Origin of the sequence: Agromyces subbeticus DSM 16689, from assembly GCF_000421565.1 — a bacterium.
Taxonomy (GTDB): domain Bacteria; phylum Actinomycetota; class Actinomycetes; order Actinomycetales; family Microbacteriaceae; genus Agromyces; species Agromyces subbeticus.
The window spans coordinates 127,931-149,106 of sequence record NZ_ATXG01000008.1 but is presented as its reverse complement, the minus strand read 5'-3'; the positions used below and the strand labels follow the sequence as shown (position 1 = coordinate 149,106).

At 68.9% G+C, this 21,176-nt stretch carries 23 protein-coding genes; 16 read left to right on the top strand and 7 right to left on the bottom strand.

Translation table 11 applies throughout. The annotated features are described in order from the left end of the window. Positions 1-11 precede the first annotated feature (11 nt). On the bottom strand, positions 12-1,454 hold the full coding sequence (gene pdxR, locus H521_RS23155; RefSeq protein WP_022893380.1) for a MocR-like pyridoxine biosynthesis transcription factor PdxR: 1,443 nt from the start codon (positions 1,452-1,454) through the stop codon (positions 12-14). Positions 1,455-1,501: 47 nt separating this feature from the next. Here pdxR and H521_RS0112575 point away from each other — a divergent pair, with 47 nt between their 5' ends. The 3 genes from H521_RS0112575 to H521_RS0112565 all read left to right on the top strand — a co-directional run bounded on the left by H521_RS0112575 (position 1,502) and on the right by H521_RS0112565 (position 3,212). Then, positions 1,502-1,993, top strand: coding sequence for a carboxymuconolactone decarboxylase family protein (locus H521_RS0112575; protein ID WP_022893379.1), 492 nt, complete (start codon positions 1,502-1,504; stop codon positions 1,991-1,993). Between the two features lie 96 nt (positions 1,994-2,089). Further along, positions 2,090-2,713 (top strand): flavodoxin family protein, encoded by a 624-nt coding sequence (locus H521_RS0112570; protein ID WP_040424667.1) that lies wholly within the window; start codon positions 2,090-2,092, stop codon positions 2,711-2,713. A gap of 34 nt (positions 2,714-2,747) precedes the next feature. Continuing rightward, positions 2,748-3,212, top strand: coding sequence for a VOC family protein (locus H521_RS0112565; protein WP_022893377.1), 465 nt, complete (start codon positions 2,748-2,750; stop codon positions 3,210-3,212). 24 nt (positions 3,213-3,236) lie between these two features. On the opposite strand, the gene H521_RS0112560 is transcribed toward H521_RS0112565, so the two are convergent. Next, positions 3,237-3,653, bottom strand: a complete 417-nt coding sequence (locus H521_RS0112560; RefSeq protein WP_022893376.1) for a YchJ family protein — start codon at positions 3,651-3,653, stop codon at positions 3,237-3,239. Positions 3,654-3,803: 150 nt separating this feature from the next. Here H521_RS0112560 and H521_RS25500 point away from each other — a divergent pair, with 150 nt between their 5' ends. After that, positions 3,804-4,646 (top strand): aggregation-promoting factor C-terminal-like domain-containing protein, encoded by an 843-nt coding sequence (locus H521_RS25500; RefSeq protein WP_022893375.1) that lies wholly within the window; start codon positions 3,804-3,806, stop codon positions 4,644-4,646. 66 nt (positions 4,647-4,712) lie between these two features. Beyond that, positions 4,713-4,856, top strand: coding sequence for a hypothetical protein (locus tag H521_RS26085; protein ID WP_022893374.1), 144 nt, complete (start codon positions 4,713-4,715; stop codon positions 4,854-4,856). A gap of 96 nt (positions 4,857-4,952) precedes the next feature. Here H521_RS26085 and H521_RS0112545 read toward each other — a convergent pair whose 3' ends face one another. Beyond that, a complete protein-coding gene (locus H521_RS0112545; RefSeq protein WP_022893373.1) occupies positions 4,953-5,246 on the bottom strand; it encodes a GNAT family N-acetyltransferase in 294 nt (97 codons plus the stop codon). A 24-nt stretch (positions 5,247-5,270) separates the two neighbouring features. After that, entirely contained in the window at positions 5,271-5,642 is a 372-nt protein-coding gene (locus H521_RS0112540) for an RNA-binding S4 domain-containing protein (RefSeq protein ID WP_022893372.1), read from the bottom strand. Positions 5,643-5,697: 55 nt separating this feature from the next. Here H521_RS0112540 and H521_RS0112535 point away from each other — a divergent pair, with 55 nt between their 5' ends. Continuing rightward, positions 5,698-6,147 carry an NUDIX domain-containing protein gene (locus tag H521_RS0112535; RefSeq protein ID WP_022893371.1) on the top strand — a complete coding sequence of 150 codons (450 nt, stop codon included), beginning with the start codon at positions 5,698-5,700 and terminating at the stop codon, positions 6,145-6,147. Positions 6,148-6,171: 24 nt separating this feature from the next. On the opposite strand, the gene H521_RS0112530 is transcribed toward H521_RS0112535, so the two are convergent. Continuing rightward, positions 6,172-7,002, bottom strand: a complete 831-nt coding sequence (locus H521_RS0112530) for a DUF1295 domain-containing protein (RefSeq protein ID WP_022893370.1) — start codon at positions 7,000-7,002, stop codon at positions 6,172-6,174. Between the two features lie 32 nt (positions 7,003-7,034). Here H521_RS0112530 and H521_RS0112525 point away from each other — a divergent pair, with 32 nt between their 5' ends. The 4 genes from H521_RS0112525 (at position 7,035) to H521_RS0112510 (ending at position 9,540) form a co-directional block, all read left to right on the top strand. After that, positions 7,035-7,658: a CDP-alcohol phosphatidyltransferase family protein gene (locus tag H521_RS0112525; protein ID WP_022893369.1), complete on the top strand. Its 624-nt coding sequence runs from the start codon at positions 7,035-7,037 to the stop codon at positions 7,656-7,658. Between the two features lie 109 nt (positions 7,659-7,767). Further along, positions 7,768-8,181 carry an FHA domain-containing protein gene (locus tag H521_RS23150; RefSeq protein ID WP_245560989.1) on the top strand — a complete coding sequence of 138 codons (414 nt, stop codon included), beginning with the start codon at positions 7,768-7,770 and terminating at the stop codon, positions 8,179-8,181. Then, on the top strand, positions 8,181-8,873 hold the full coding sequence (gene ftsR, locus H521_RS0112515; RefSeq protein ID WP_022893367.1) for a transcriptional regulator FtsR: 693 nt from the start codon (positions 8,181-8,183) through the stop codon (positions 8,871-8,873). The genes H521_RS23150 and ftsR overlap by 1 nt, the downstream gene beginning before the upstream one ends. Before the next feature lie 112 nt (positions 8,874-8,985). Continuing rightward, entirely contained in the window at positions 8,986-9,540 is a 555-nt protein-coding gene (locus H521_RS0112510) for a MerR family transcriptional regulator (RefSeq protein WP_022893366.1), read from the top strand. A 110-nt stretch (positions 9,541-9,650) separates the two neighbouring features. Here H521_RS0112510 and H521_RS23145 read toward each other — a convergent pair whose 3' ends face one another. After that, the gene (locus H521_RS23145) at positions 9,651-10,484 is read right to left on the bottom strand and encodes a ParA family protein (protein WP_022893365.1); all 834 of its coding nucleotides are present in this window, start codon (positions 10,482-10,484) and stop codon (positions 9,651-9,653) included. A gap of 74 nt (positions 10,485-10,558) precedes the next feature. On the opposite strand from H521_RS23145, the gene H521_RS0112500 reads away from it, so the two are divergent. From H521_RS0112500 to def, 3 genes are read left to right on the top strand one after another with little or no spacing between them, the layout of a single operon-like run. After that, positions 10,559-13,963: a pyruvate carboxylase gene (locus tag H521_RS0112500; RefSeq protein ID WP_022893364.1), complete on the top strand. Its 3,405-nt coding sequence runs from the start codon at positions 10,559-10,561 to the stop codon at positions 13,961-13,963. A gap of 37 nt (positions 13,964-14,000) precedes the next feature. Further along, positions 14,001-15,389: a MinD/ParA family ATP-binding protein gene (locus H521_RS23140; RefSeq protein WP_022893363.1), complete on the top strand. Its 1,389-nt coding sequence runs from the start codon at positions 14,001-14,003 to the stop codon at positions 15,387-15,389. A 12-nt stretch (positions 15,390-15,401) separates the two neighbouring features. After that, a complete protein-coding gene (gene def, locus H521_RS0112490; RefSeq protein WP_022893362.1) occupies positions 15,402-15,893 on the top strand; it encodes a peptide deformylase in 492 nt (163 codons plus the stop codon). A gap of 83 nt (positions 15,894-15,976) precedes the next feature. Here def and H521_RS0112485 read toward each other — a convergent pair whose 3' ends face one another. Beyond that, positions 15,977-17,809: an AMP-dependent synthetase/ligase gene (locus H521_RS0112485; protein ID WP_022893361.1), complete on the bottom strand. Its 1,833-nt coding sequence runs from the start codon at positions 17,807-17,809 to the stop codon at positions 15,977-15,979. 150 nt (positions 17,810-17,959) lie between these two features. Between H521_RS0112485 and H521_RS0112480 the strand changes: the two genes are divergently transcribed. The 3 genes from H521_RS0112480 to H521_RS0112470 all read left to right on the top strand — a co-directional run bounded on the left by H521_RS0112480 (position 17,960) and on the right by H521_RS0112470 (position 21,106). Continuing rightward, complete coding sequence (locus tag H521_RS0112480; RefSeq protein WP_022893360.1) at positions 17,960-18,916, top strand: ROK family glucokinase; 957 nt, start codon at positions 17,960-17,962, stop codon at positions 18,914-18,916. Between the two features lie 49 nt (positions 18,917-18,965). Beyond that, complete coding sequence (locus tag H521_RS0112475) at positions 18,966-19,655, top strand: lysophospholipid acyltransferase family protein (protein WP_022893359.1); 690 nt, start codon at positions 18,966-18,968, stop codon at positions 19,653-19,655. Between the two features lie 80 nt (positions 19,656-19,735). Continuing rightward, complete coding sequence (locus H521_RS0112470) at positions 19,736-21,106, top strand: class II 3-deoxy-7-phosphoheptulonate synthase (RefSeq protein WP_022893358.1); 1,371 nt, start codon at positions 19,736-19,738, stop codon at positions 21,104-21,106. Positions 21,107-21,176 lie beyond the last annotated feature (70 nt).

Here is a 21,176-nt window from a genome sequence, read left to right as displayed (position 1 = left end):
GTGCGGTGGCCTCACCGGGCCGCTGCAGGCCGGCCCTCGTTCGATCCGCGATCGAGCCCTGCGCGGATGGCGGCGATCGCACGATCGAGCGCGGTCTCGAATCGGTGCGGCGGCGGAGCTCCGTAGCCGATCACGATCGCAGGTGCCCGCTTCGGTCCCGTCTCTCCGAGACGGTACGAGCCGAGACCGCTGAGGCGGACGCCGAGCCGTGCACCGGCCGCAGCGATGCGGTGCTCCTCCGCATCGGCCGGCAGTTCGACGAGGCAATGCAGTCCGGCGCGCATGCCGCTGACGCGGCACCCTTCGAGGCCGGCGGCGACGGCGATCTCGAGTCGCTCGCGACGCGAACGGTACTCGGCGCGTCGCCGGCGCACGGTGCGGTCGTAGTCGTGGGCCCGCATGAACACGTCGAGCGTCGCCTGGTTCAGGCCGTCGGCGAGGCCGGCTGTCGCGGCGAGCTGCTCGTCGAACCCCGCCACGAGGCGCTCGGGCACGACCGCCCAGCCGAGACCCACCGCCGGCGCGAGGCTCTTCGATGCGGTGCCGAGATAGACGACGCGTTCCGGGGCGAGTGACTGCAGGGCGCCGATCGCCAGCCGGTCGTAGCGGAACTCGCCGTCGTAGTCGTCTTCGATGACGAAGGCGCCGGCGCGCTCCGCCCACGCGACCGCATCGAGTCGCCGTGAGGGAGCGGGTGCCACGCCGGTCGGGAACTGATGCGCCGGCGTCAGGAGTACGGCGTCGACGGGGAGCGTCTCGAGCGCGGCGACGACCGCTCCTTCACCGTCGACCCGCAGCGGGATCACCTCCAGGCCGGCGGCGCGGAGGATGGCCCGATGCGATTCGTGCCCGTACTCCTCGACCGCGATGCGACGCGCTCCCCGCTCGGCGAGCACACGAGCGATCGTGCCGAGCGCAGCGCCGAATCCGTGCGTCACGGCGATCCGGTCGCCGTTCGCCCACACGCCACGGGTGCGGGCGAGATACTCGGCGAGTGTGGCGCGGAGCGCCATCGAGCCCCGCGCCGGACCGTACCCGAGGGCTGACGCGGGTGCATCCAGTGCCGCGCGCCGGGCGGCCGTCGCCCATCCGCGCCGCGGGAAGGCCGAGGCATCCGGGATGCCCCCGCGAAGGTCCAGGGCGAGCGGTGCGCCGTCACGAGGGGGAGCGCTCGCGGCAGTGGCGGCGGTGGAGCGCTCGGCGACCCACGTACCGGCACCCACTCGCGACTCGAGCCAGCCTTCGGCCGCCAACCGCGTGTATGCCTGGGCCACGACGTTGCGGGCAATGCCGAGATCGGCGGCGAGCGAACGGCTCGCCGGCAGTCGAGTGCCGGCCTCGAGACGCCCATCGCGTGCGGCGGCGCGCAGGGCGTCTTCGAGTGAGGCCGACTTTCGGCGCGAATCGAGTTCGAGGTGCAGATCGAGGCCGCCAATGGCCCAAGTGTTCGGCATGGAATTGGACTGTACCAGTGGGCCGATCGACGTCTAGCGTCGACATCATGACCATCACCGATGCCCTCGTCGACATTCCCGTGCGCCTCGATTTCGACGCGATCGTTCCGCGGTTCTCCCGCGCCGTCGCCTCGCTCGACCACGCAGCGACCGCCGAGCTCGATCGCGTCGGATTCGACGCCGGGCTCCGAGAGATGGTGCGTCTGCGCGCCTCCCAGATCAACGGCTGCGTGTATTGCGTCGACCTCCATTCGAAGGACGCGCGCTCCGCGGGCGTCGGCGAGCAGCGACTGCACGCCGTGGCCGTGTGGCGGGACTCCGGGCTGTTCACCACCGCAGAACGGGCGGCCCTCCACCTCACCGAGTCGATCACGCGCCTCTCGGAGACGCATGTGCCCGAAGCCGATCTCGCCGCCGTCGTGGCGATCTTCGGCGAGGAACGCGCAGCAGCGCTCGTCGCGCTCATCGTCACCATCAACGTGTGGGACTCGATCGGCGTGACCACCCGGTGCTGGCCGGTCTCCCGCGACGAGGCCTGATCGACGGGCGCTGCCGACACTGTCAACCCCTTCACGATCGCGGCGGGCACGCGTACCAAGGAGGTGGGCGCGATCGACGCGCCGGGAGAGGACGGCATGCGCATCACCGAACAGCGGGTACTCATCCTGAACTGCACGCTGAAGCCATCGCCCGAGGAATCGAGTTGCCAGTTGATCGCGCAGCAACTGCTCGACGGGTTCACGTCGCTTGGCGCAGTGGGCGATGTGGTGCGCGTCGTCGATCTCGACATCGCGCCGGGAGTGAAGTCCGACATGGGCGGTGGCGACCAGTGGCCGTCGCTGCGCACGCGCATCCTCGACAGCGACATCCTCGTCATCGCCACGCCGACCTGGCTGGGGCACATGTCGAGCGTCGCGCAGCGCGTGCTCGAGCGACTCGACGCAGAGCTCTCCGCGACCGACGACGAGGGGCGCCCGATCCTCTTCGGGCACGTGGCGGCCACGGCGGTGCTCGGCAACGAAGACGGCGCGCACAAGATCACCGCCGACCTGCACCAGGCACTCAACGACGTCGGGTTCACGCTGCCCGCCCAGGGCGGCACGTACTGGAACGGCCGCGCGATGGAGAAGGTCGACTACAAAGACCTCGACGCCACTCCCGAACCGGTCGCCCAGGCGAACGCAACCCTCGTCGCGAACGCCGTGCATCTCGCAGGAGTGCTCCGCGAGCGTCCGTACCCGGCTCCCGGTCCTGCATGAGACCGCGTTCCGCTCGATCTGGAATGATGCAGGCATGACGGATGCCGCGCGCCCACCTGTCCTGCAACTGCGTGTCGTGATCGAGGCGGAGGACTTCGATCGGGCCGTCGCGTTCTATCGCGACGAGCTCGGCATGCCCGAACTCATCGCCTACGCCGAGGGCGGCGACGACCGGGTCTCCATCCTCGACGCCGGGCGCGCGACGATCGAGATCGCCAATCCCACGCACAAGCGCGTGATCGACGAGCTCGAGGCTGGGGGCTCGCCGAGCCAGCGCATCCGCCTCGCGTTCGAGGTCACCGACGCCGCCGGAACCACACGCCGACTCGCCGAGGCCGGCGCCGCGATCGTCGCCGAGCCGGTCGAGACGCCGTGGCGGTCGCTCAACGCCCGCCTCGATGCACCGGCCGGCATGCAGATCACCGTGTTCGAGGAGCTCGAGGATTCCGAGGAGCGAGCGCTGCTGGGCGGCTTCGCAACCGACGCCGAACGCGACTGAACGCGGTCGGGCCGGTTCGAGGTGTCAGGCGTCGACGTCGCCGTCGACGTAGAGCCAGCGACGCCCCTCGCGCCGGAACCGGCTTCGTTCGTGCAACTCACCCCGTTCGCCACCCGAGCCGTAGAACGCCCTGAACTCGACCTCGCCGGCGCGATCGAAGGGGCCGCCCTGCGCGGTGCCGACGACCTCGAGGCGGTACCAGTCGACATCTGGGTCGAGATCGAGCTCGTCTGGGAGCGTGTCGGGATGCCACGTCGACCGGAGATGCCCGGCGTCTCCGAGCGCGAAGGCCGTGTAGCGCGAGCGCATGAGCTGCACCGCCGTCGGAGCATCCGCAGCGCCGCTCAGGAAGCGGCCGCAGCATTCCGTGAAGACGTCGCCGCTCCCGCACGGGCAGGGGCCGCCGGGGCCCGGGACGGGGGAATGAACGATGGTCGGCACCGCTCAAGTATGCGGTTTGCCGCCGCGACCATCATGATCTGCACAGGAAGAACTGAGGAACTGTTCAGAAACTCGGGGCAGAGTGGCTGACTTGTGCCCTCGCTCGGGGGCCGTCCCCCAAACAGAAACCTGATCGAGCACCCGGTACCTATGCGCAACGAAACTTCCCCCACGCCCGAAATCGCCTCCGAAACGATCCCCGTATCCGAACGCTCGCGCCGCAGCACCCGCCTCCGCCGCACCGGCCGAAAGCGGCTCGTCGTCGCCGGCGCCCTCGTCGCCACCGGCCTCCTCGTCGGAACCGGGTTCACCGTGCAGGCCGCGCTCGCCACGCAGGCGAGCATCGACGCCACGGCCTCGCTCACCGAGTCGAGCGGCGTGCGCGCCGAGCAGCTCGGGGCGTACAGCGCCATCGCCGAAGCACGCACCCGAGACAGCGCGCAGGACACCATCGTGGCGGCCAACGCCGCATTGGCTGCTGCCGACGGAAAGGTCGATGCCAGCGGGCTCGCGGCATCCGTCGCCTCGCTCGGAGAGTACGAGCGGCTCCCGCTCGACTCCATCGTCGACCTCGCGAAGCAGACGCGCACCGAGACGGAGAAGACGGCAGCGGCCGCGGCCGAGTTCGACCGCCTGCAGGCCGAGCAGCAGGCTGCTGCCGCGGCGGCACTCGCGCAGGCCAACACTCCCGATGGCGCCCGCGCGACCGCCCGTGCCCTCGCCGCTTCGAAGTACGGCTGGAACGATTCGCAGTTCCAGTGCCTGAATCAGCTCTGGCAGAAGGAGTCGGGCTGGTCGTACACCGCCTACAACGCATCGAGCGGCGCCACCGGCATTCCGCAGTCCCTGCCCGGAAGCAAGATGGCCACGGCCGGCGCCGACTGGCAGAGCAATGCTGCGACCCAGATCGCCTGGGGCCTCGACTACATCGCCCGCGGCTACGGCACGCCGTGCAGCGCTTGGTCGCACTCGCAGTCGATGAATTGGTACTGACGAGCAGCGGCCTCGCGTAGGGTTGCGGCACGGGGCCGTCCAGGCCTCCGATCAAAGGGCGAATCCATGTCAGACAAGTCGCCGAAGAAGTCGTCCTCCAAGACGGCAGCGAGCAAGACCCTCAAAGAGAAGCGCGCCGACAAGAAGGCCAAGGTCGACGGCCGCGCCAATTCCGATGCCGTGACCGAGGCAACGCACCGCAAGCGCTGAACCGGCGTCGTTGCCGACCACCCGTCAGGGCGTCGGCAACGACGGCGGCTTGCAAGCCGCGACCGTCGAACACCCACCGCGCGGGTAGCGCACCGTTCACACGGCGCGCGGGTCGAGCAGCCCGGCTCGATCGGGATGACGATCGAACCACTCGCCGACGTACCAGCAGCTCGGCACGATTCGCCGGGTCGAGTTCGCCCCGACGTCGTCGGCCGCGAACTCGACGAGCTCGCCTGCGAGGCCGCTGCCGCGGTACGGCGGATTCGTGAACGTGCGGGTGAACGCGACTGCGTCGCCGAGTTCCCGGTAGTCGAGTACGCTCGCGATCTCGCCGTCGACGCGCAGCACGTATCGACGCGCGTCCGGTTCGTGGCTCAGTTCCTTGTGCACGTCGATCAGGGTACGCCGCTCGGCTCAGCGACCGCGCAGTCGCTCGAGGTCACGCCGCTCGCGCTTCGTCGGCCGGCCGGCTCCGCGATCGCGGGATGCCACCGTCGCGACGGTCTCGCGCGGCGGCGGGGGCGGTGTGCGGTCCTCGACGGCTGCAGCCGCCAGTGTCGCCGACACGCGCTTCACGAGCGTCTGCCGCACGATGAGGGTTCGGTCGAACCCGTCGATGCGCACCCGCACCTCGTCGCCCGGTCGCACGGCCTGAGCAGCCTTGGCCCGCTCTCCGTTGACGCGGATGTGCCCGGCCCGACACGCCGTGGTCGCGGCCGATCTCGTCTTGAACTGGCGCACCGCCCACAGCCAGGCGTCGACGCGCACCGGGGATTCGCCGTTCATGTCCCCAGCCTACGTGCGGAGGTTCGGTCGGCGGGGCGTGCGGCATGCTGGAGACATGAGCGGAGCGAGTGGCGACGAATGGGTGGAGGGGCCCGATGGCGCTCGCTACTGGGGACGGTACGGCGCAGCCGGCCTGCTCGTGGTGAGCCCCGACGCAGAGGTCCTGCTGCAGCATCGGGCGCTCTGGAGTCATTTCGGCGGCACGTGGGGAGTGCCCGGCGGAGCGCGTCATGAGCATGAGACCGCCGTCGAGGCGGCCGTGCGCGAGGCGGGCGAGGAAGCCGGCGTGCCGGCGACGCTGCTCGACGTGCGGTTCAGTACCGTGCTCGACCTCGGGTACTGGTCCTACACCACGGTCGTGGTCGATGCGAGGGAGCGCTTCGAGCCCGTCGTCAGCGACCCCGAGAGCATCGAGCTGCGCTGGATCGCGGTCGGCCGGGTCGACTCGCTCTCATTGCATCCGCGTTTCGCGGAGGCCTGGCCGTCGCTCGCTGCGCGACTCTGAGCACTCGCGCCCGCGTCGAAGAACTCAGGCGACCCGCTCGTCGGCGCGCGATGATCGCGCCCGCGGGATCCACGGCACGATCGGCGACGTGCGCGCCCGGTACGCGTCGTAGTCGGGGTACTTCGATCGTGAGATCGACTCCGTGAAGATCGTCGATCCGACGAAGAGCGTCGTCAGCAGCACCGCGCCGGAGACGCTCCAGTGCAGCCACACGCCGGTCGCCGCAACGGCGAATCCGTAGAAGACCCACCACTGCGCCTGCTCGAAGAAGAAGTTGGGGTGCCGTGAGTAGCGGAAGAGTCCGGACTGCAGGAATCCCGGCTGCGGCGTTCGCCCGGCTGCCCGCTCTGCGGCCTTCCAGCGGTGGAAGGCCCACTGCTGCTCGTCGGCGAGGGTCTCGCCGGCGAGCAGCGCCACGAAGATGATCGACAGCACGACATCAGCCGTGCCGAGCGACGATGCACCTGCCTCGAAGACGGTGTAGGCGGGCAGGCAGAAGAGCAGGATGACCGCGTTCTGGTAGATCGAGATGAAGAGCAGGTTGAAGACGGCGAACTGCGCGCGCGACATCCGGCCGCGCAGCACCGACCAGCGGTAGTCCTCGCCGCCCGGGCGGTACCCGCCCTTGCGTGCGAAGTTGAGCGTGAGACGGATGCCCCATGCGCTCACGAGCACCGACATCAGCACGAGCCGGGCGTCGAAGCCGCTCGCGGCCGCGAACACCCACACGTAGACGATCGGCGCGATCGACCAGATGCGATCGACCCAGGAGTATTCGCGCGTGGCGACGGAGGCGAGCCACGTCGCGAGCGTGATCGTGGCGCCGATGACGAGACACACGAGGAGAGGACCCATGGCGGCATTCTAGGGATCGATAGGATCGAGATGTGGCTGGGGAGCGCTCGGGGGAGGTCGGTTCGGAGATCTGGACGATCCCGAACATCCTCAGCATGCTCCGACTCGCCCTCGTGCCCGTCTTCCTCGTCTTCATCGTTCGCGGCGACTACGTCGTGTCGCTCGTCGTGCTCATCGTCGCGAGCGCGAGCGACCTGCTCGACGGGTACCTGGCGCGGCGACTCGGGCAGGTGACCCGCCTCGGGCAACTGCTCGACCCCGCCGCCGACCGGCTCTACATCTTCGCCGCCCTTCTCGGCCTGGCCGCCCAAGGACTCGTGCCGTGGTGGATCGTCGTCGTCATCGTCGCCCGCGATGTGTTCCTGCTCGCGCTCGGCATCGTGCTCGCGAACCACGGGTACGGGCCGCTCCCGGTGCACCAGCTCGGCAAGGTCGCCACCTTCGCGTTGTTCTTCGGCCTTCCGGTGATCATGCTCGGACTCGCCTTCCCGGTCGTCGCCGACATCAGTCAGCCGGTGGGCTGGGCGATCACTCTGTGGGGGGCGTTCCTCTACTGGTGGGCGGGCATCATCTACGCGATCGAGACCGTGCGAGTCATCCGCATACCGCGGGTGGCGGACGAGTCTCGATCCGATACGCTGGAACAGGGAGGTTAGTGTGGCGGATTCCGACATCACTCAGGCCGGCGGTACGAACGAGACCGGGGGCGAGCCGTCGACGACTACGTCGACGCCGGTCTCCGGCGACGGTGCGACCGATACGACCATCGGCTTCAGCCGCGAGACGGCGGCTCAGCTGAGCGCTCTCGACGCTGACATCACGGCAGAGGAGCAGGAGGCGATCGCTGCCCTGCCATCGGGCTCGGCCCTGCTCATCGTGCGCCGCGGGCCGAACAGCGGTGCCCGGTTCCTGCTCGACACCGATGTCACGGTCGTCGGTCGTCATCCCGACGCCGACATCTTCCTCGACGACGTGACCGTCTCGCGAAAGCACGCCGAGTTCGTGCGGCACCGTTCGGCCTTCGAAGTGCGCGACCTCAGTTCGCTCAACGGCACGTACTACGACGGCGTGCGCATCGAGACCGCCCTGCTCAGCGATGGCGCAGAAGTGCAGATCGGCAAGTTCCGTCTCACCTTCTACGCCTCGCGCCGCGACCTGGCTCCGGTGGCGAGCGACTAGTGACGGCTCCCGCTGCGTCGACGCGCGCAAGCGGCCAGGCGCCACTTCTGGGCATCGGTCAGGTGCTCGCACGGCTTCAGCCCGAGTTCCCCGACCTGACGCCGTCGAAGCTGCGATTCCTCGAAGAGCAACGCCTCGTTTCACCGGCGCGCACGGCCGCCGGCTATCGCAAATTCTCCACGAGCGATGTCGAGCGCATCACGGTCGTGCTCTCGATGCAGCGCGACCACTACCTGCCACTGAAGGTCATCCGCACCCACCTCGAGGCGATCGACGCCGGCGAGACTCCCGCACTTCCGGGCGCCACGAGCGCCGCTGCGTTCCTCGCGGGCGCCAAGCGTTTCCGGCGCGACGAGCTGCTCGCCCAGACGGGCGCGACGGCTTCGCTGCTCGACGACGCCGTCTCGGCCTCGCTGCTGCCCGCGGCGGAGTACTACGGCGACGAGGCGCTCGGCGTGCTGCGGTCGCTCGTGGCCCTCAGAGGCGTCGGCATCGAGCCGCGGCACCTCCGTGGGGTGCGCGCGGCTGCCGAGCGCGAGGCCGGGCTCATCGAGCGGGCGATCGCGCCGTCGCGTCGAGCGGATGCCGCCGACAAGGCACGTGCCGCAGAACGTGGCATCGAGCTCGCGGGCCACCTCGAGGCCGTGCATGCGAGTGTCGTGCGCGCGACCCTCGGCCGGCTCTCGAGATGATCTCGCGACACGCCGTGACGTTCGGCCCGATGTGTTCGACAGAGTCCCGCACGCTCGGTAGCGTGGAACTCGCGTCGACGGGGTGCCGACGCGAGAGTGAGGGGCGAATCGGATGAGTGAGCTCGACCGGACTCCACGCTCGCGCTACGACCTCGGGTTGCTGTTCACCGATGGCATGCCCGATCGTGACGATGCCGCAGGATACCGCGGCGCCGTGGCAGCGAGAGCTGCCGGCATCAGTTACCGTCAACTCGACTATTGGGCGCGAACCCAGCTCGTGGAGCCGACCGTGCGTGGTGCCGCGGGGTCCGGCTCGCAGCGGCTCTACGGCTTCCGCGACATCCTCGTCTTGAAGCTCGTCAAGCGACTCCTCGACACCGGCATCTCGCTGCAGCAGATCCGCACGGCGGTCACCCAGCTCAGGGAATCGGGCATCGACGACCTCGCGCAGACGACGCTCATGAGCGACGGAGCCAGCGTCTACCTCTGCACCTCAGACGATGAGGTCATCGACCTCGTCAACCGCGGACAGGGTGTCTTCGGCATCGCCGTCGGCAAAGTACTGCGAGAGGTCGAATCGACCCTCGTCGAGATCGATACGCAGCCGGCCGATCCGCTCGATGAACTCGCCGTGCGTCGCGGCGAACGCTCGCGCAAGATCTCCTAGCCACGACGCTCCGAGGCGCGTCCTCGAGAGGTCGTACCCCCGTAGTCGTGACCCGCACCGGCGACGGACTGCGCCGTGCTCGAGTCACGGGCCGAGGCGTCGGCGGCCGCTCAGGCCGTCGGTGTCGGGGCGTCGAGCGGAAGGCCGGCGAATTCGCCGATGCGGGCCGTGCGCAGCACGCGTTCGAGCAATTGGTCGAAATGTGACGACATCTCTTCGGCGCTCTCGCCGGGCCACATGTGCAGCGGTTTCGCGGCGCCCTGGGCCTGCTGCAGCGAGGTGCGCTCGGGCAACTGCGGAGACAGCACGAGCGGCCCGAACATGTCGCGCAGCTCCTTGATGCGGAACTGGTGCTCGAGTGATTGCACGCGCGCCCGGTTCACGATGATGCCGAGCGGCTGGAGCCTGGGGGAGAGCCCCCGGCGGATCTCTTCGATGGCGCGGAGGGCGCGATCAGCGGCCGCGACGGAGAAGAGCCCGGGCTCGGTCACGACGGCCACGCGGTCACTCGCCGCCCAGGCCGTGCGGGTGAGGGCGTTCAGCGACGGCGCACAGTCGATCAGCACGAGTTCGTAGTCGGCCTCGACGTTGGCGAGTGCCTCTTCGAGCTTCCAGATGTCGCGGATCGACGGGTGCGGCCCGTCGAAGTTGATCGCCGACGGGCTGCCGATCATCACGTCGATCGTCGACTGCGGATTCGAGCGCGCCCATCCGCTCGGCGCAATGGCCGAACGCACGATCTTCTCCTTGGGAGAGGCGAGCACGTCGGCGACGTTGAGGTGACCGGCGACCTGGATGTCCATGCCGGTCGAGACGTCGGACTGCGGGTCGAGGTCGACGACGAGGGTACGGACGCCGCGCGCGAACGCCGCCGACGCCAGTCCGAGGGTGACGGTCGTCTTGCCGACACCGCCCTTCAGAGAGCTGACGCTGAGTACGTGCACGGCAGATACGTTACCTTTACTACTCGGGCGATACCTAAACGTTCGCTGTGCGGAAACCCGTCTGAAAGGCCTGCATGTTCACGAAGATCCTGGTTGCCAATCGCGGTGAGATCGCCATCCGTGCGTTCCGTGCCGCCGTCGAGCTCGGTGCGAAGACGGTTGCGGTGTACCCATTCGAAGACCGCAACTCGCTGCACCGCCTGAAGGCCGACGAGGCGTACCAGATCGGCGAGCCCGGGCATCCGGTGCGCGCCTACCTCGACGTGGCCGAGATCATCCGCGTGGCGAAGCTGTCGGGTGCCGACGCGATCTACCCGGGTTACGGCTTCCTCTCCGAGAACCCCGAGCTCGCGCAGGCCGCCGAGGCCGCGGGCATCACCTTCATCGGTCCGCCGAAGCGCGTGCTCGAGATGGCGGGCAACAAGGTCACGGCCAAGGAGCACGCGATCGCCGCGGGCGTGCCCGTGCTGAAGTCGACGCCGCCCTCGCGCGACATCGAGACTCTCGTCAGCCAGGCCGACGAGGTCGGCTTCCCGATCTTCGCCAAGGCCGTCGCCGGTGGCGGCGGTCGCGGCATGCGCCGCGTCGCTACGAAAGACGGCCTCCGCGCCGCTCTCGAAGAGGCGATGCGCGAGGCCGACAGCGCCTTCGGCGACCCGACGATGTTCCTCGAGCAGGCGGTGCTCCGACCGCGTCACATCGAGGTCCAGGTGCTCGCGGATGCCTCGGGCGAGACGGTGCACCTCTTCGAGCGCGACTGCTCGGTGCAGCGCCGTCACCAGAAGGTCATCGAGATCGCTCCTGCGCCGAACCTCTCCGATGAGGTGCGCACCTCGCTCTACCGCGACGCGATCGCGTTCGCGAAGTCGATCGGCTACGTCAACGCGGGCACGGTCGAGTTCCTCCTCGACACCGCCGGCGAGCGTGCCGGCCAGCACGTGTTCATCGAGATGAACCCGCGCATCCAGGTCGAGCACACGGTCACCGAAGAGGTCACCGACGTCGACCTCGTCGTCTCCCAGATCCGCATCGCGGCGGGGGAGTCTCTCGCCGAGCTCGGCCTGTTGCAGGACTCGATCCGCCTCCGCGGCGCGGCACTGCAGTGCCGCATCACGACCGAAGACCCCACGGCCGGGTTCCGACCTGACACGGGCAAGATCACCACGTACCGTTCGCCCGGCGGCGCCGGCATCCGCCTCGACGGTGGCACGATCAACCCCGGTGCGCAGATCAGCCCGCACTTCGACTCGATGCTCGCGAAGCTCACCTGCCGAGGCCGCGACTACCCGGCGGCCGTCGCACGGGCCAAGCGCGCCCTCGCCGAGTTCCGCATCCGCGGCGTCTCGACCAACATCTCCTTCCTCCAGGGCGTGCTCGAAGACCCCGCATTCGTCGCCGGCGATCTCAGCACCTCGTTCATCGACGAGCGCCCGCAGCTCCTGCGTGGTCGAGTCTCGAAAGACCGCGGCACCAAGATCCTCAACTGGCTCGCGGATGTCACGGTCAACCAGCCGAACGGCCCGGCGCCGACGACCGTCCACCCCGTCGAGAAGCTGCCGTCGATCGACCTCACGCTCGATGCGCCTGCGGGTTCGCGTCAGCGTCTGCTCGAGCTCGGTCCGCTCGGGTTCGCGCAGGCACTGCGTGCGCAGACGCCGCTCGCCGTCACCGAGACGACCTTCCGCGACGCGCACCAGTCGCTCCTCGCGACCCGGGTGCGCACCCGCGATCTCGTCGCCGTCGCCCCCTACGTCGCTCGCATGACTCCCGAGCTCCTCTCGGTGGAGGCTTGGGGCGGGGCGACCTATGACGTCGCGTTGCGCTTCCTCGGCGAAGACCCATGGGAACGCCTCGCCGCCCTTCGCACGGCACTGCCGAACATCAACATCCAGATGCTTCTGCGCGGGCGCAACACGGTCGGCTACACGCCGTACCCGACCGAGGTGACCGACGCGTTCGTGCGCGAGGCCGCCTCGACCGGCGTCGACATCTTCCGCATCTTCGACGCGCTCAACGACGTCTCGCAGATGCGGCCGGCGATCGACTCGGTGCTCGCCACCGGGCACGCCGTCGCCGAGGTGGCGCTCTGCTACACGGGCGACCTGCTCGACCCGGCCGAAGACCTCTACACGCTCGACTACTACCTCGGACTCGCCGAGCAGATCGTCGACGCGGGCGCTCACGTGCTCGCGATCAAGGACATGGCCGGGCTCCTGCGGCCCACGGCCGCTGAGAAGCTCGTGACAGCCCTCCGCGACCGTTTCGACCTCCCGGTGCACCTGCACACGCACGACACCGCCGGTGGCCAGCTGGCGACCCTCCTGGCGGCGAGCCGCGCCGGTGTCGACGCCGTCGACGTGGCGAGCGCTCCCATGGCGGGCACCACGAGCCAGCCCTCCGCGTCGTCGCTCGTCGCCGCGCTCGCGCACACCGAGCGCGACACCGGCATCTCGCTCGACGCCGTCGCCGACCTCGAACCCTACTGGGAGGCCGTGCGACGCCTCTACCGCCCGTTCGAGTCGGGGCTGCCCGGCCCGACCGGCCGCGTCTACCATCACGAGATCCCAGGCGGTCAGCTGTCGAACCTCCGCCAGCAGGCGATCGCGCTGGGCCTCGCCGATGACTTCGAGCTCATCGAAGACATGTACGCCGCGGCCGACCGCATCCTCGGTCGGGTGCCCAAGGTCACTCCGTCGTCGAAGGTCGTCGGCGATCTCGCGCTGCACCTCGCGGCGGTCAAGGCCGACCCGGCAGACTTCGCAGCGAACCCCGAGAAGTACGACGTGCCCGATTCGGTCATCGGCTTCATGGCCGGTGAACTGGGCGACCTTCCGGGCGGATGGCCCGAGCCGTTCCGCACCAAGGTGCTCGCGGGCAAAGACGTGCGCATCGGCGTCACCGAGCTCACGGGCGAGCAGCGCGAGGCGCTCGAGGCCGACAGCGTCACTCGGCGGGCGACCCTGAACGCCCTGTTGTTCCCGGCGCCCACGCGCCAGTTCGAGCAGATCCGCGAGCTCTTCGGCGATCTGTCCGTCGTCGACACCGCCGATTACCTGTACGGTCTCCGTCAGGGCGCCGAGCACGTCGTCGAGATCGAGCCCGGCGTGCGCCTGTACGCCGGGCTCGAGGCGATCGGCGAGGCCGACGACAAGGGCATGCGCACCGTCATGACGATCTTGAACGGCCAGTTGCGCCCCGTCTTCGTGCGCGACCGCTCGATCGTCGTCGAGACGCGAGCGGCAGAGAAGGCGGATGCCTCGCAGCCGGGCCAGATCGCGGCGCCGTTCTCGGGCGTGGTCACCCTGCAGGTCGAGGCCGGCGCAGAGATCGCAGCAGGCCAGAGCGTCGCCTCGATCGAGGCGATGAAGATGGAGGCCGCCATCACCTCGCCCATCGCGGGCGTCGTCGAGCGCGTCGCGATCCCGAAGACGCAGCAGGTCGAGGCGGGCGATCTCCTCGTGGTGGTGCGCCCGCGCTAGGCTGAGCACGGATCGACACTGATGAGGAGGGGTATCGGTGGCTGAAGACACGTTCGAAGACGCGGCCGCGACACGTCGCGGCCCGAGCACGCGCACGTCGGCGCTCGACCGCGCCCGCAGATCGGCGGCCGGCGCGCACACGGCGGCCGAGCTCGCCGAGAATCCCGATGTGCGGGTCGACCTGCCGCCCGCGCCCGTGCACGAGATGCCAGACGACGAGGTCGCCGTGGCCATCGACGACGTCGCGGTCAATCCGGGCAGCCTCGTCGGCAGCGGCAGTTCCACCACCTCGGTCGAGGTCATCACGCCCGCGCTGAGCGGTGTCGGCTATCGCGGCGGCGCGCGGCGCGAGGCCTCGCCGTACAGCGCCCTGCTCGCCTCCGACGCGACCAAGCTCCGGCGCGAGCGTGTGAGCACCGACACGGGCAGCCATGTCGCGATCGTCGAGGTGCCGGGCGAACCCGGCCTGCCGGCCGAGGTGCCGGAGTCGGCCGATTCGCTCACCGCCGACCGGCTCATCGACCTGAATCGCACGACGCGTCCGGCGCCGCAGGGCGGGCTCAATCGCTTCGTCTACGAGGCATCCCTGCATCTCGTGAATCTCGGCGACTCCGCGAAGGTGCAGGCGCACAAGGCACTGAGCCATCGCATCCAGAAGCGCTTCGAGGGTGGTGCGCGCTTCGTGCCCGTGCTCACCCGCAAGGGCGGAGTCGGCAAGACGACGATCACGGCTCTGCTCGGCATGGCCCTCGCCGATGCGCGCGACGACCGCGTTATCGCGATCGATGCCAATCCCGATCGCGGCACGCTCGCCGAGCGGGTCGACCGGCAGACGCGCGAGACCGTGCGCGATGTCGTGGCGAAGGCGTCGTCGATCAGCGGCTACACCGACTTCTCGCGTTTCGTCTCGCGAGACGAGACACGTCTCGATATCCTGGCATCCGACACCGACCCGACGCTCTCCGAGGCGTTCGACGACAACGACTACAACGTCGTCGCGGGCCTCGCGGCGCGGTACTACTCGTTGGTGCTCACCGACTGCGGCACCGGCATCGTGCACTCCGTCATGCGGGCTACGCTGCAGCGCGCCGACTCCGTGGTGATCGTCTCGGGCGGCAGTGTCGATGAGGCGCGGCTCGCGTCGGAGACGCTCACGTGGCTCGAGGCCAACGGTTACGGCGATCTCGTGCGCAATGCGATCGTGGCGATCAACCTCGCCACGCAGGGCACCCACCTCGTCAAGGTCGACGAGATCGAGGCGCACTTCCAGTCGCGCGTGCGAGAGATCGTCCGAATTCCCTACGACCCCCAGCTCGCCGCCGGTTCCGTGGTGAACTGGCACGAACTTCGCCCGGTCACCAAGCACGCGGCTCGTGAGCTCGCAGCGCTCGTGGTCGAGGGCATGCCCGCCGAGCGCGAGCACTGAAACGGAGCACGAGTGCCGGAACGACCCATTCGCCTGTTCGGCGATCCCGTCTTGAAGACCGTCTCCACCCCCGTCGAACAGATCGACGACCGGGTGCGCGCGCTCGTCGACGACCTCCTCGACAGCGTTCGCATGCCGGGCCGGGCCGGGGTCGCCGCCTCGCAGATCGGCGTGAACCTGCGGGCGTTCAGCTACAACGTCGACGGTGAGGTCGGGTACATCCTGAACCCCGAGATCGTCGAGGTGTCGGGTGACAAGGAACTGATCGACGAGGGATGCCTCTCGGTTCCGGGCCTCTGGCACAAGACCCCGCGGCATCCGTTCGCCCGTGTGCGGGGCATCGACCTCGACGGCAACGAGATGGAGTTGTCGGGCACCGGGCTCATGGCGCAGGCACTCCAGCACGAGACCGATCACCTCGACGGGCTGCTCTACCTCGATCGCCTCGAGAAGGCCGAGCGCCGGGTGGCGATGAGGCAGGTGCGCGAGTCCGACTGGTTCTGACCTCTCGCCCCGCACATGACGAAGGCCCCGCGGATTCCCGCGGGGCCTTCGTCGTGCGTGCGTCGACGCGTCGCCGAGTCGGCTCAGTGCACGATCGAGTGGCCCTCGGTGGCCGGAGCGCCGGAGTACATCGCCTCGATGTGCGGTGCGAAGTCTTCGAGGATGATGTTGCGTTTGATGCTCATCTTGGGAGTGAGGTGCCCGCTCGCCTCGGTGAGTTCGAGGGGCAGCAACGTGAACTTGCGGATCGACTCCGCTCGCGACACCGTCTCGTTCGCGGCATCGATGGCACGCTGCACCTCGGCGAGGACCGCCGGGTTGACGATGGCCTCTTCGAGCGACATGCCGGCGTCTTCACCGTTGTTGTTGAGCCACACGGGCAGCATCTCGGGGTCGAGCGTGATGAGCGCGGCGATGAACGGCTTCTTGTCGCCGACCACGACGACCTGGCCGACCAGCGGATTGGCGCGGATCGGGTCTTCGAGGGCGGCCGGAGCGACGTTCTTGCCACCTGCGGTGACGATGATCTCCTTCTTGCGGCCGGTGATGGTCAGGAAGCCGTCGGCGTCGAACGAACCGAGATCGCCGGTCTTGAACCACTCGCCGTCGAACGACTCAGCGGTCGCCTCAGGGTTCTTCCAGTACTCCTTGAAGACGTCGACGCCCTTGACCTGGATCTCGCCGTCGTCGGCGAGCCGTACGGCGACACCCGGCAGGGTGGGGCCGACGGTGCCGATCTTCGACTTGTTCGCCAGGTTCACCGTTGCGGGAGCGGTGGTCTCGGTGAGGCCGTACCCCTCGAGGATCGTGATGCCGAGGGAGTGGTAGAAGTGGCCGAGGCGCGGCCCGAGCGGCGCCGAGCCCGACACGGCGTACTTGACGTTGCCGCCCATCGCAGCGCGGAGCTTGGAGAACACGAGCGCATCGAAGAGCTTGAACTTCAGCTTCAGCCCGAGGGGGACCTTGCCTGCCTCCTTGGCGATCGAGTAGGTGACCGCCGTGTCGGCGGCGGCCCGGAAGATCTTGCCCTTGCCGCCGGCTTCGGCCTTCTGCTCTGAGACGTTGTAGACCTTCTCGAACACGCGTGGCACAGCGAGGAGGAAGGTCGGCTTGAAGCTGCCGAGCGAGGGAAGGAGCTGCTTCGTGTCGGGCTGGTGGCCCACGCGGACGCCGGCGTGCACCGAGAGCACCGCAATGAAGCGGGCGAACACGTGCGCCGTGGTGATGAAGAGCAGCGTGGAGGCCCCGTTGGGATCGAGCACGACCTCGTTGAGGGCGACCGCGGAATTGCGCGAGGTCTCGACGAAGTTGGAGTGCGTGAGCACGCAACCCTTGGGCTTGCCCGTGGATCCCGATGTGTAGATGAGCGTGGCGATGTCGGAGCCGACGGCGAGGTTGCGCCGGCGCTCGATCTCGTCATCGGGCACGTCGATGCCACCGGCGACGAGCTTGTCGAGGTCGCCGAGGTCGATCTGCCACGAGCTGCGGATCAGCGGAAGGTCGGGGTGCACCTCGTCGAAGCGCGCGAAGTGGTCGGGTGTCTCGACGATGATGGCGATGGCGCCCGAGTCGCTGAGGTTCCAGCGAACCTGTGCGGGCGAGCTCGTCTCGTAGACCGGCACGAGTACGGCACCGGCGAACCAGGTGGCGAAGTCGATGAGGGTCCACTCGTATCGGGTCTTGCACATCAGCCCGATCTTGTCGCCCGGCTGGATGCCGGCCGCGACGAGGCCCTTGGCGAGCGCGATGACCTGGTCGTAGAACTCCTTCGTGGTCACGGGCGACCAGCCGCCGTCGGCGGTGGGGAGCGAGAACAGCACGGAGTCGGGCGTCGCTGCGACGCGATCGACGAGCAGGTCGGTGGTGTTCGCTTCAGGGTCAGCTGCGACCACGGGTGGGGTAGCGAATTCGATCACGGTAGCTCCTTCGGCACCGGGAGGGCTGCGCGAGGCTCGGGCGCCAGCGCGAACCTCGGCATTTGGGTCTACTACACTCTAGTCGTTGCTCATGCGCCGCCCCAGGCGCCGGCTCGATCATCCTTCCTCCCTCTGAAAGGCAGCCCCCTGGTGCACGCGATCGGTATCGACATCGGTGGAACGAAGATCGCCGGAGCCGTCGTCGATCAGTTCGGCACCATTGTCACGAGCGAGCGGGTGCCGACGCCCGCCGGTGATGCCACCCTGCTCGAAGACGCGGTCGTGCAGATGATCGAGTCGCTCCGCACGAGCGCGGAGTCCGAGGTCGTGGCCATCGGCGTCGCCGCAGCGGGGTTCGTCGACGCAGCGCAGTCCACCGTGTACTACGCGCCGAACATCGACTGGCGCAACGAACCGTTCCGCGAGAAGCTCGAAGCGAGGGTCGGCACGGCCGTCGTCGTCGACAACGACGCGAACGCAGCAGGCTGGGCGGAGTTCCGCTTCGGTGCCGGCCGCCTGGTCAGCGACATGGTGATGCTGACCATCGGCACGGGCGTCGGCGGCGCGATCGTCGCGGGTGACCGACTGTTCCGCGGCGGCTTCGGTGCCGGTGCCGAGCTCGGCCACCTTCGGGTCGTGCCCGACGGTCTCGCCTGCGGCTGCGGGCAGCGCGGATGCATCGAGCAGTACGGTTCGGGTCGCGCACTGCTGCGCATGGCGAACGAGATCGCCGACGCCGGTGGCATCGGCCAGAGCCTCGCCCGACTACGTTCCGAGCACGGATCACTCGACGGCGGGCTCGTGGGCGGGCTCATCGAGGCCGGCGACCCGGGCGCGATCGCCGCGCTGCGCCAACTCGGCAACTGGCTCGGCCAGGCCGCCGCGAGCCTCTCGGCCGTGCTCGATCCGCAGCGATTCGTGTTCGGCGGCGGCGTCGCCGTGGCCGGTGAACTGCTGCTCGAGCCGATCCGTGCCGCCTACCTCGATCACCTCCCGGCTCGGGGCTATCACCCCGAACCCGATTTCGTGATCGCCGAACTCGTGAACGACGCCGGTGTCGTCGGCGCCGCCGACCTCGCCAGGGTCTGGGTCGCCGAGCACGCCTGAACGGGCGGCGCTAGGCTGAGTCGATGCCACAGAGAGAAGGGGCTTCACGGTGTTCTACTGGATCATGAAGCACCTCGTCATCGGGCCGATCCTGCTCTCGATCTTCCGCCCCTGGGTCGTCGGGCTCGAGAACGTGCCGAAAGAGGGGGCCGTCGTGCTCGCCTCGAACCATCTCTCCTTCATCGACTCGATCTTCCTTCCGCTGATCGTCGACCGCCCGGTGGTCTTCCTCGCCAAGAGCGAGTACTTCACCGGCAAGGGCCTCAAGGGCTGGGCGACGCGGGTCTTCTTCCAGGCGGCGGGCCAGTTGCCCATCGACCGCTCGGGCGGCAAGGCATCCGAGGCGTCGCTCGAGACCGGGCTGCGCGTGCTCGGCGACGGCAAGATCCTCGGCATCTACCCCGAGGGCACTCGCAGCCCCGACGGCAAGCTCTACCGCGGCCGCACCGGTGTCGCCCGCATGGTGCTCGAGGCGGGGGTTCCCGTGATCCCGGTCGCGATGATGGGCACCGAGCACGTTATGCCCATCGGTGTGCGCCTGCCGAAGGTGCGCCGAATCGGCATCATCATCGGCGAACCACTCGACTTCAGCCGCTTCGAGGGTCTCGAGGGTGATCGCTTCGTGTTGCGCTCCGTGACCGACGAGCTCGTCTACGACCTGCGAGCGTTGAGCGGTCAGCAGTACGTCGACATCTACGCGAGCTCCGTCAAGGAGAAGCGCGCCACGCAATCACGGTAGGCTCGTTCTGCGGCGGCGCAACGTGCGTCGCCGTTCCGTTTCCCGGCGCGATCACGCGCCCCGAACCCTCAGGACGTCCCGTGGTACAGCTCGTCGAGCCGGTCGTGAATGCAGATCCCTCCGTGATTGCCGGCCTCGACTATTGGCGCACGCTCCCCATCAAGCAGCAGCCGTCGTGGCCGGACCCCGAGGCCGCGCACGCGGCATCCGCTGAGCTCGCATCGCTGCCCCCGCTCGTCTTCGCGGGTGAGGTCGACATCCTGCGCGACCGCCTGGCGGCGGCATCGCGCGGTGAGGCGTTCCTGCTGCAGGGCGGCGACTGCGCCGAGACGTTCGCAGGCGCCACCGCCGACCAGATCCGCAACCGGGTCAAGACCGTGCTGCAGATGGCCGTCGTGCTCACCTACGGTGCCTCGATGCCGGTGGTGAAGATGGGCCGCATGGCGGGCCAGTTCGCCAAGCCCCGCTCGAGCGACTCCGAGACGCGCGGAGACGTCACGCTGCCCGCCTACCGCGGTGACATCGTGAACGGCTACGACTTCACGCCCGAGTCGCGCGCCGCCGATCCCGCACGCCTGATCAAGGGCTACCACACGGCCGCCTCGACCCTGAACCTCATCCGCGCGTTCACGCAGGGCGGCTTCGCCGACCTGCGCCAGGTGCACTCCTGGAACCAGGGCTTCGCCTCCAACCCGGCCAACGCCCGGTACGAGAACATGGCCCGCGAGATCGATCGCGCGATCAAGTTCATGGAGGCGTGCGGCGCCGACTTCGAGGCGATCAAGCACACCGAGTTCTACACCGGTCACGAGGGTCTGCTCATGGACTACGAGCGGCCGATGACGCGCATCGACTCGCGCACGGGCACGCCGTACGACACGTCGAGCCACTTCATCTGGATCGGCGAACGCACGCGTGAACTCGATGGCGCGCACGTCGACTTCCTCTCACGGGTGCGCAACCCGATCGGCGTGAAGCTCGGGCCGTCGACGACGCCCGAGACCATGCTCGAACTCGTCGAGAAGCTCGACCCCGAGCGCGAGCCAGGGCGCCTGACCTTCATCACGCGCATGGGCGCCGGCAAGATCCGCGACGCCCTGCCGCCGCTGCTCGAGGCGATCAAGGCGAGCGATGCCAACCCGCTGTGGGTCACCGACCCCATGCACGGCAACGGCATCACGACGCCCAACGGCTACAAGACGCGTCGTTTCGACGACGTGGTCGACGAGGTCAAGGGCTTCTTCGAGGCGCACCGCGATGCCGGCACGCACCCCGGTGGCATTCACGTCGAGCTCACCGGTGATGACGTCACCGAGTGCCTCGGCGGCTCGGAGCACATCGACGAAGAGACGCTGGCCACGCGCTACGAGTCGCTCTGCGACCCGCGCCTGAACCACATGCAGTCGCTCGAGCTCGCGTTCCTCGTGGCTGAGGAGCTCGCCGCTCGCTGACCCTTTGGCACGGGGCGTCCGGTGACGGATGCCCCGTGCCATCGTTCGTCGTCGCGCAAGAGCTCGTCGT

Bases quoted from the DNA above. Each gene is read 5' to 3' on its own strand.
- H521_RS0112575 (WP_022893379.1), top strand. From the start codon at position 1,502: ATGACCATCACCGATGCCCTCGTCGACATTCCCGTGCGCCTCGATTTC.
- H521_RS0112510 (WP_022893366.1), top strand. From the start codon at position 8,986: ATGAGTGAGCTCGACCGGACTCCACGCTCGCGCTACGACCTCGGGTTG.
- pdxR (WP_022893380.1), bottom strand. From the start codon at position 1,454: ATGCCGAACACTTGGGCCATTGGCGGCCTCGATCTGCACCTCGAACTC.
- H521_RS26085 (WP_022893374.1), top strand. From the start codon at position 4,713: ATGTCAGACAAGTCGCCGAAGAAGTCGTCCTCCAAGACGGCAGCGAGC.
- H521_RS0112530 (WP_022893370.1), bottom strand. From the start codon at position 7,002: ATGGGTCCTCTCCTCGTGTGTCTCGTCATCGGCGCCACGATCACGCTC.
- H521_RS25500 (WP_022893375.1), top strand. From the start codon at position 3,804: ATGCGCAACGAAACTTCCCCCACGCCCGAAATCGCCTCCGAAACGATC.
- H521_RS0112570 (WP_040424667.1), top strand. From the start codon at position 2,090: ATGCGCATCACCGAACAGCGGGTACTCATCCTGAACTGCACGCTGAAG.
- H521_RS0112535 (WP_022893371.1), top strand. From the start codon at position 5,698: ATGAGCGGAGCGAGTGGCGACGAATGGGTGGAGGGGCCCGATGGCGCT.
- H521_RS0112565 (WP_022893377.1), top strand. From the start codon at position 2,748: ATGACGGATGCCGCGCGCCCACCTGTCCTGCAACTGCGTGTCGTGATC.
- H521_RS0112500 (WP_022893364.1), top strand. From the start codon at position 10,559: ATGTTCACGAAGATCCTGGTTGCCAATCGCGGTGAGATCGCCATCCGT.
- H521_RS0112540 (WP_022893372.1), bottom strand. From the start codon at position 5,642: ATGAACGGCGAATCCCCGGTGCGCGTCGACGCCTGGCTGTGGGCGGTG.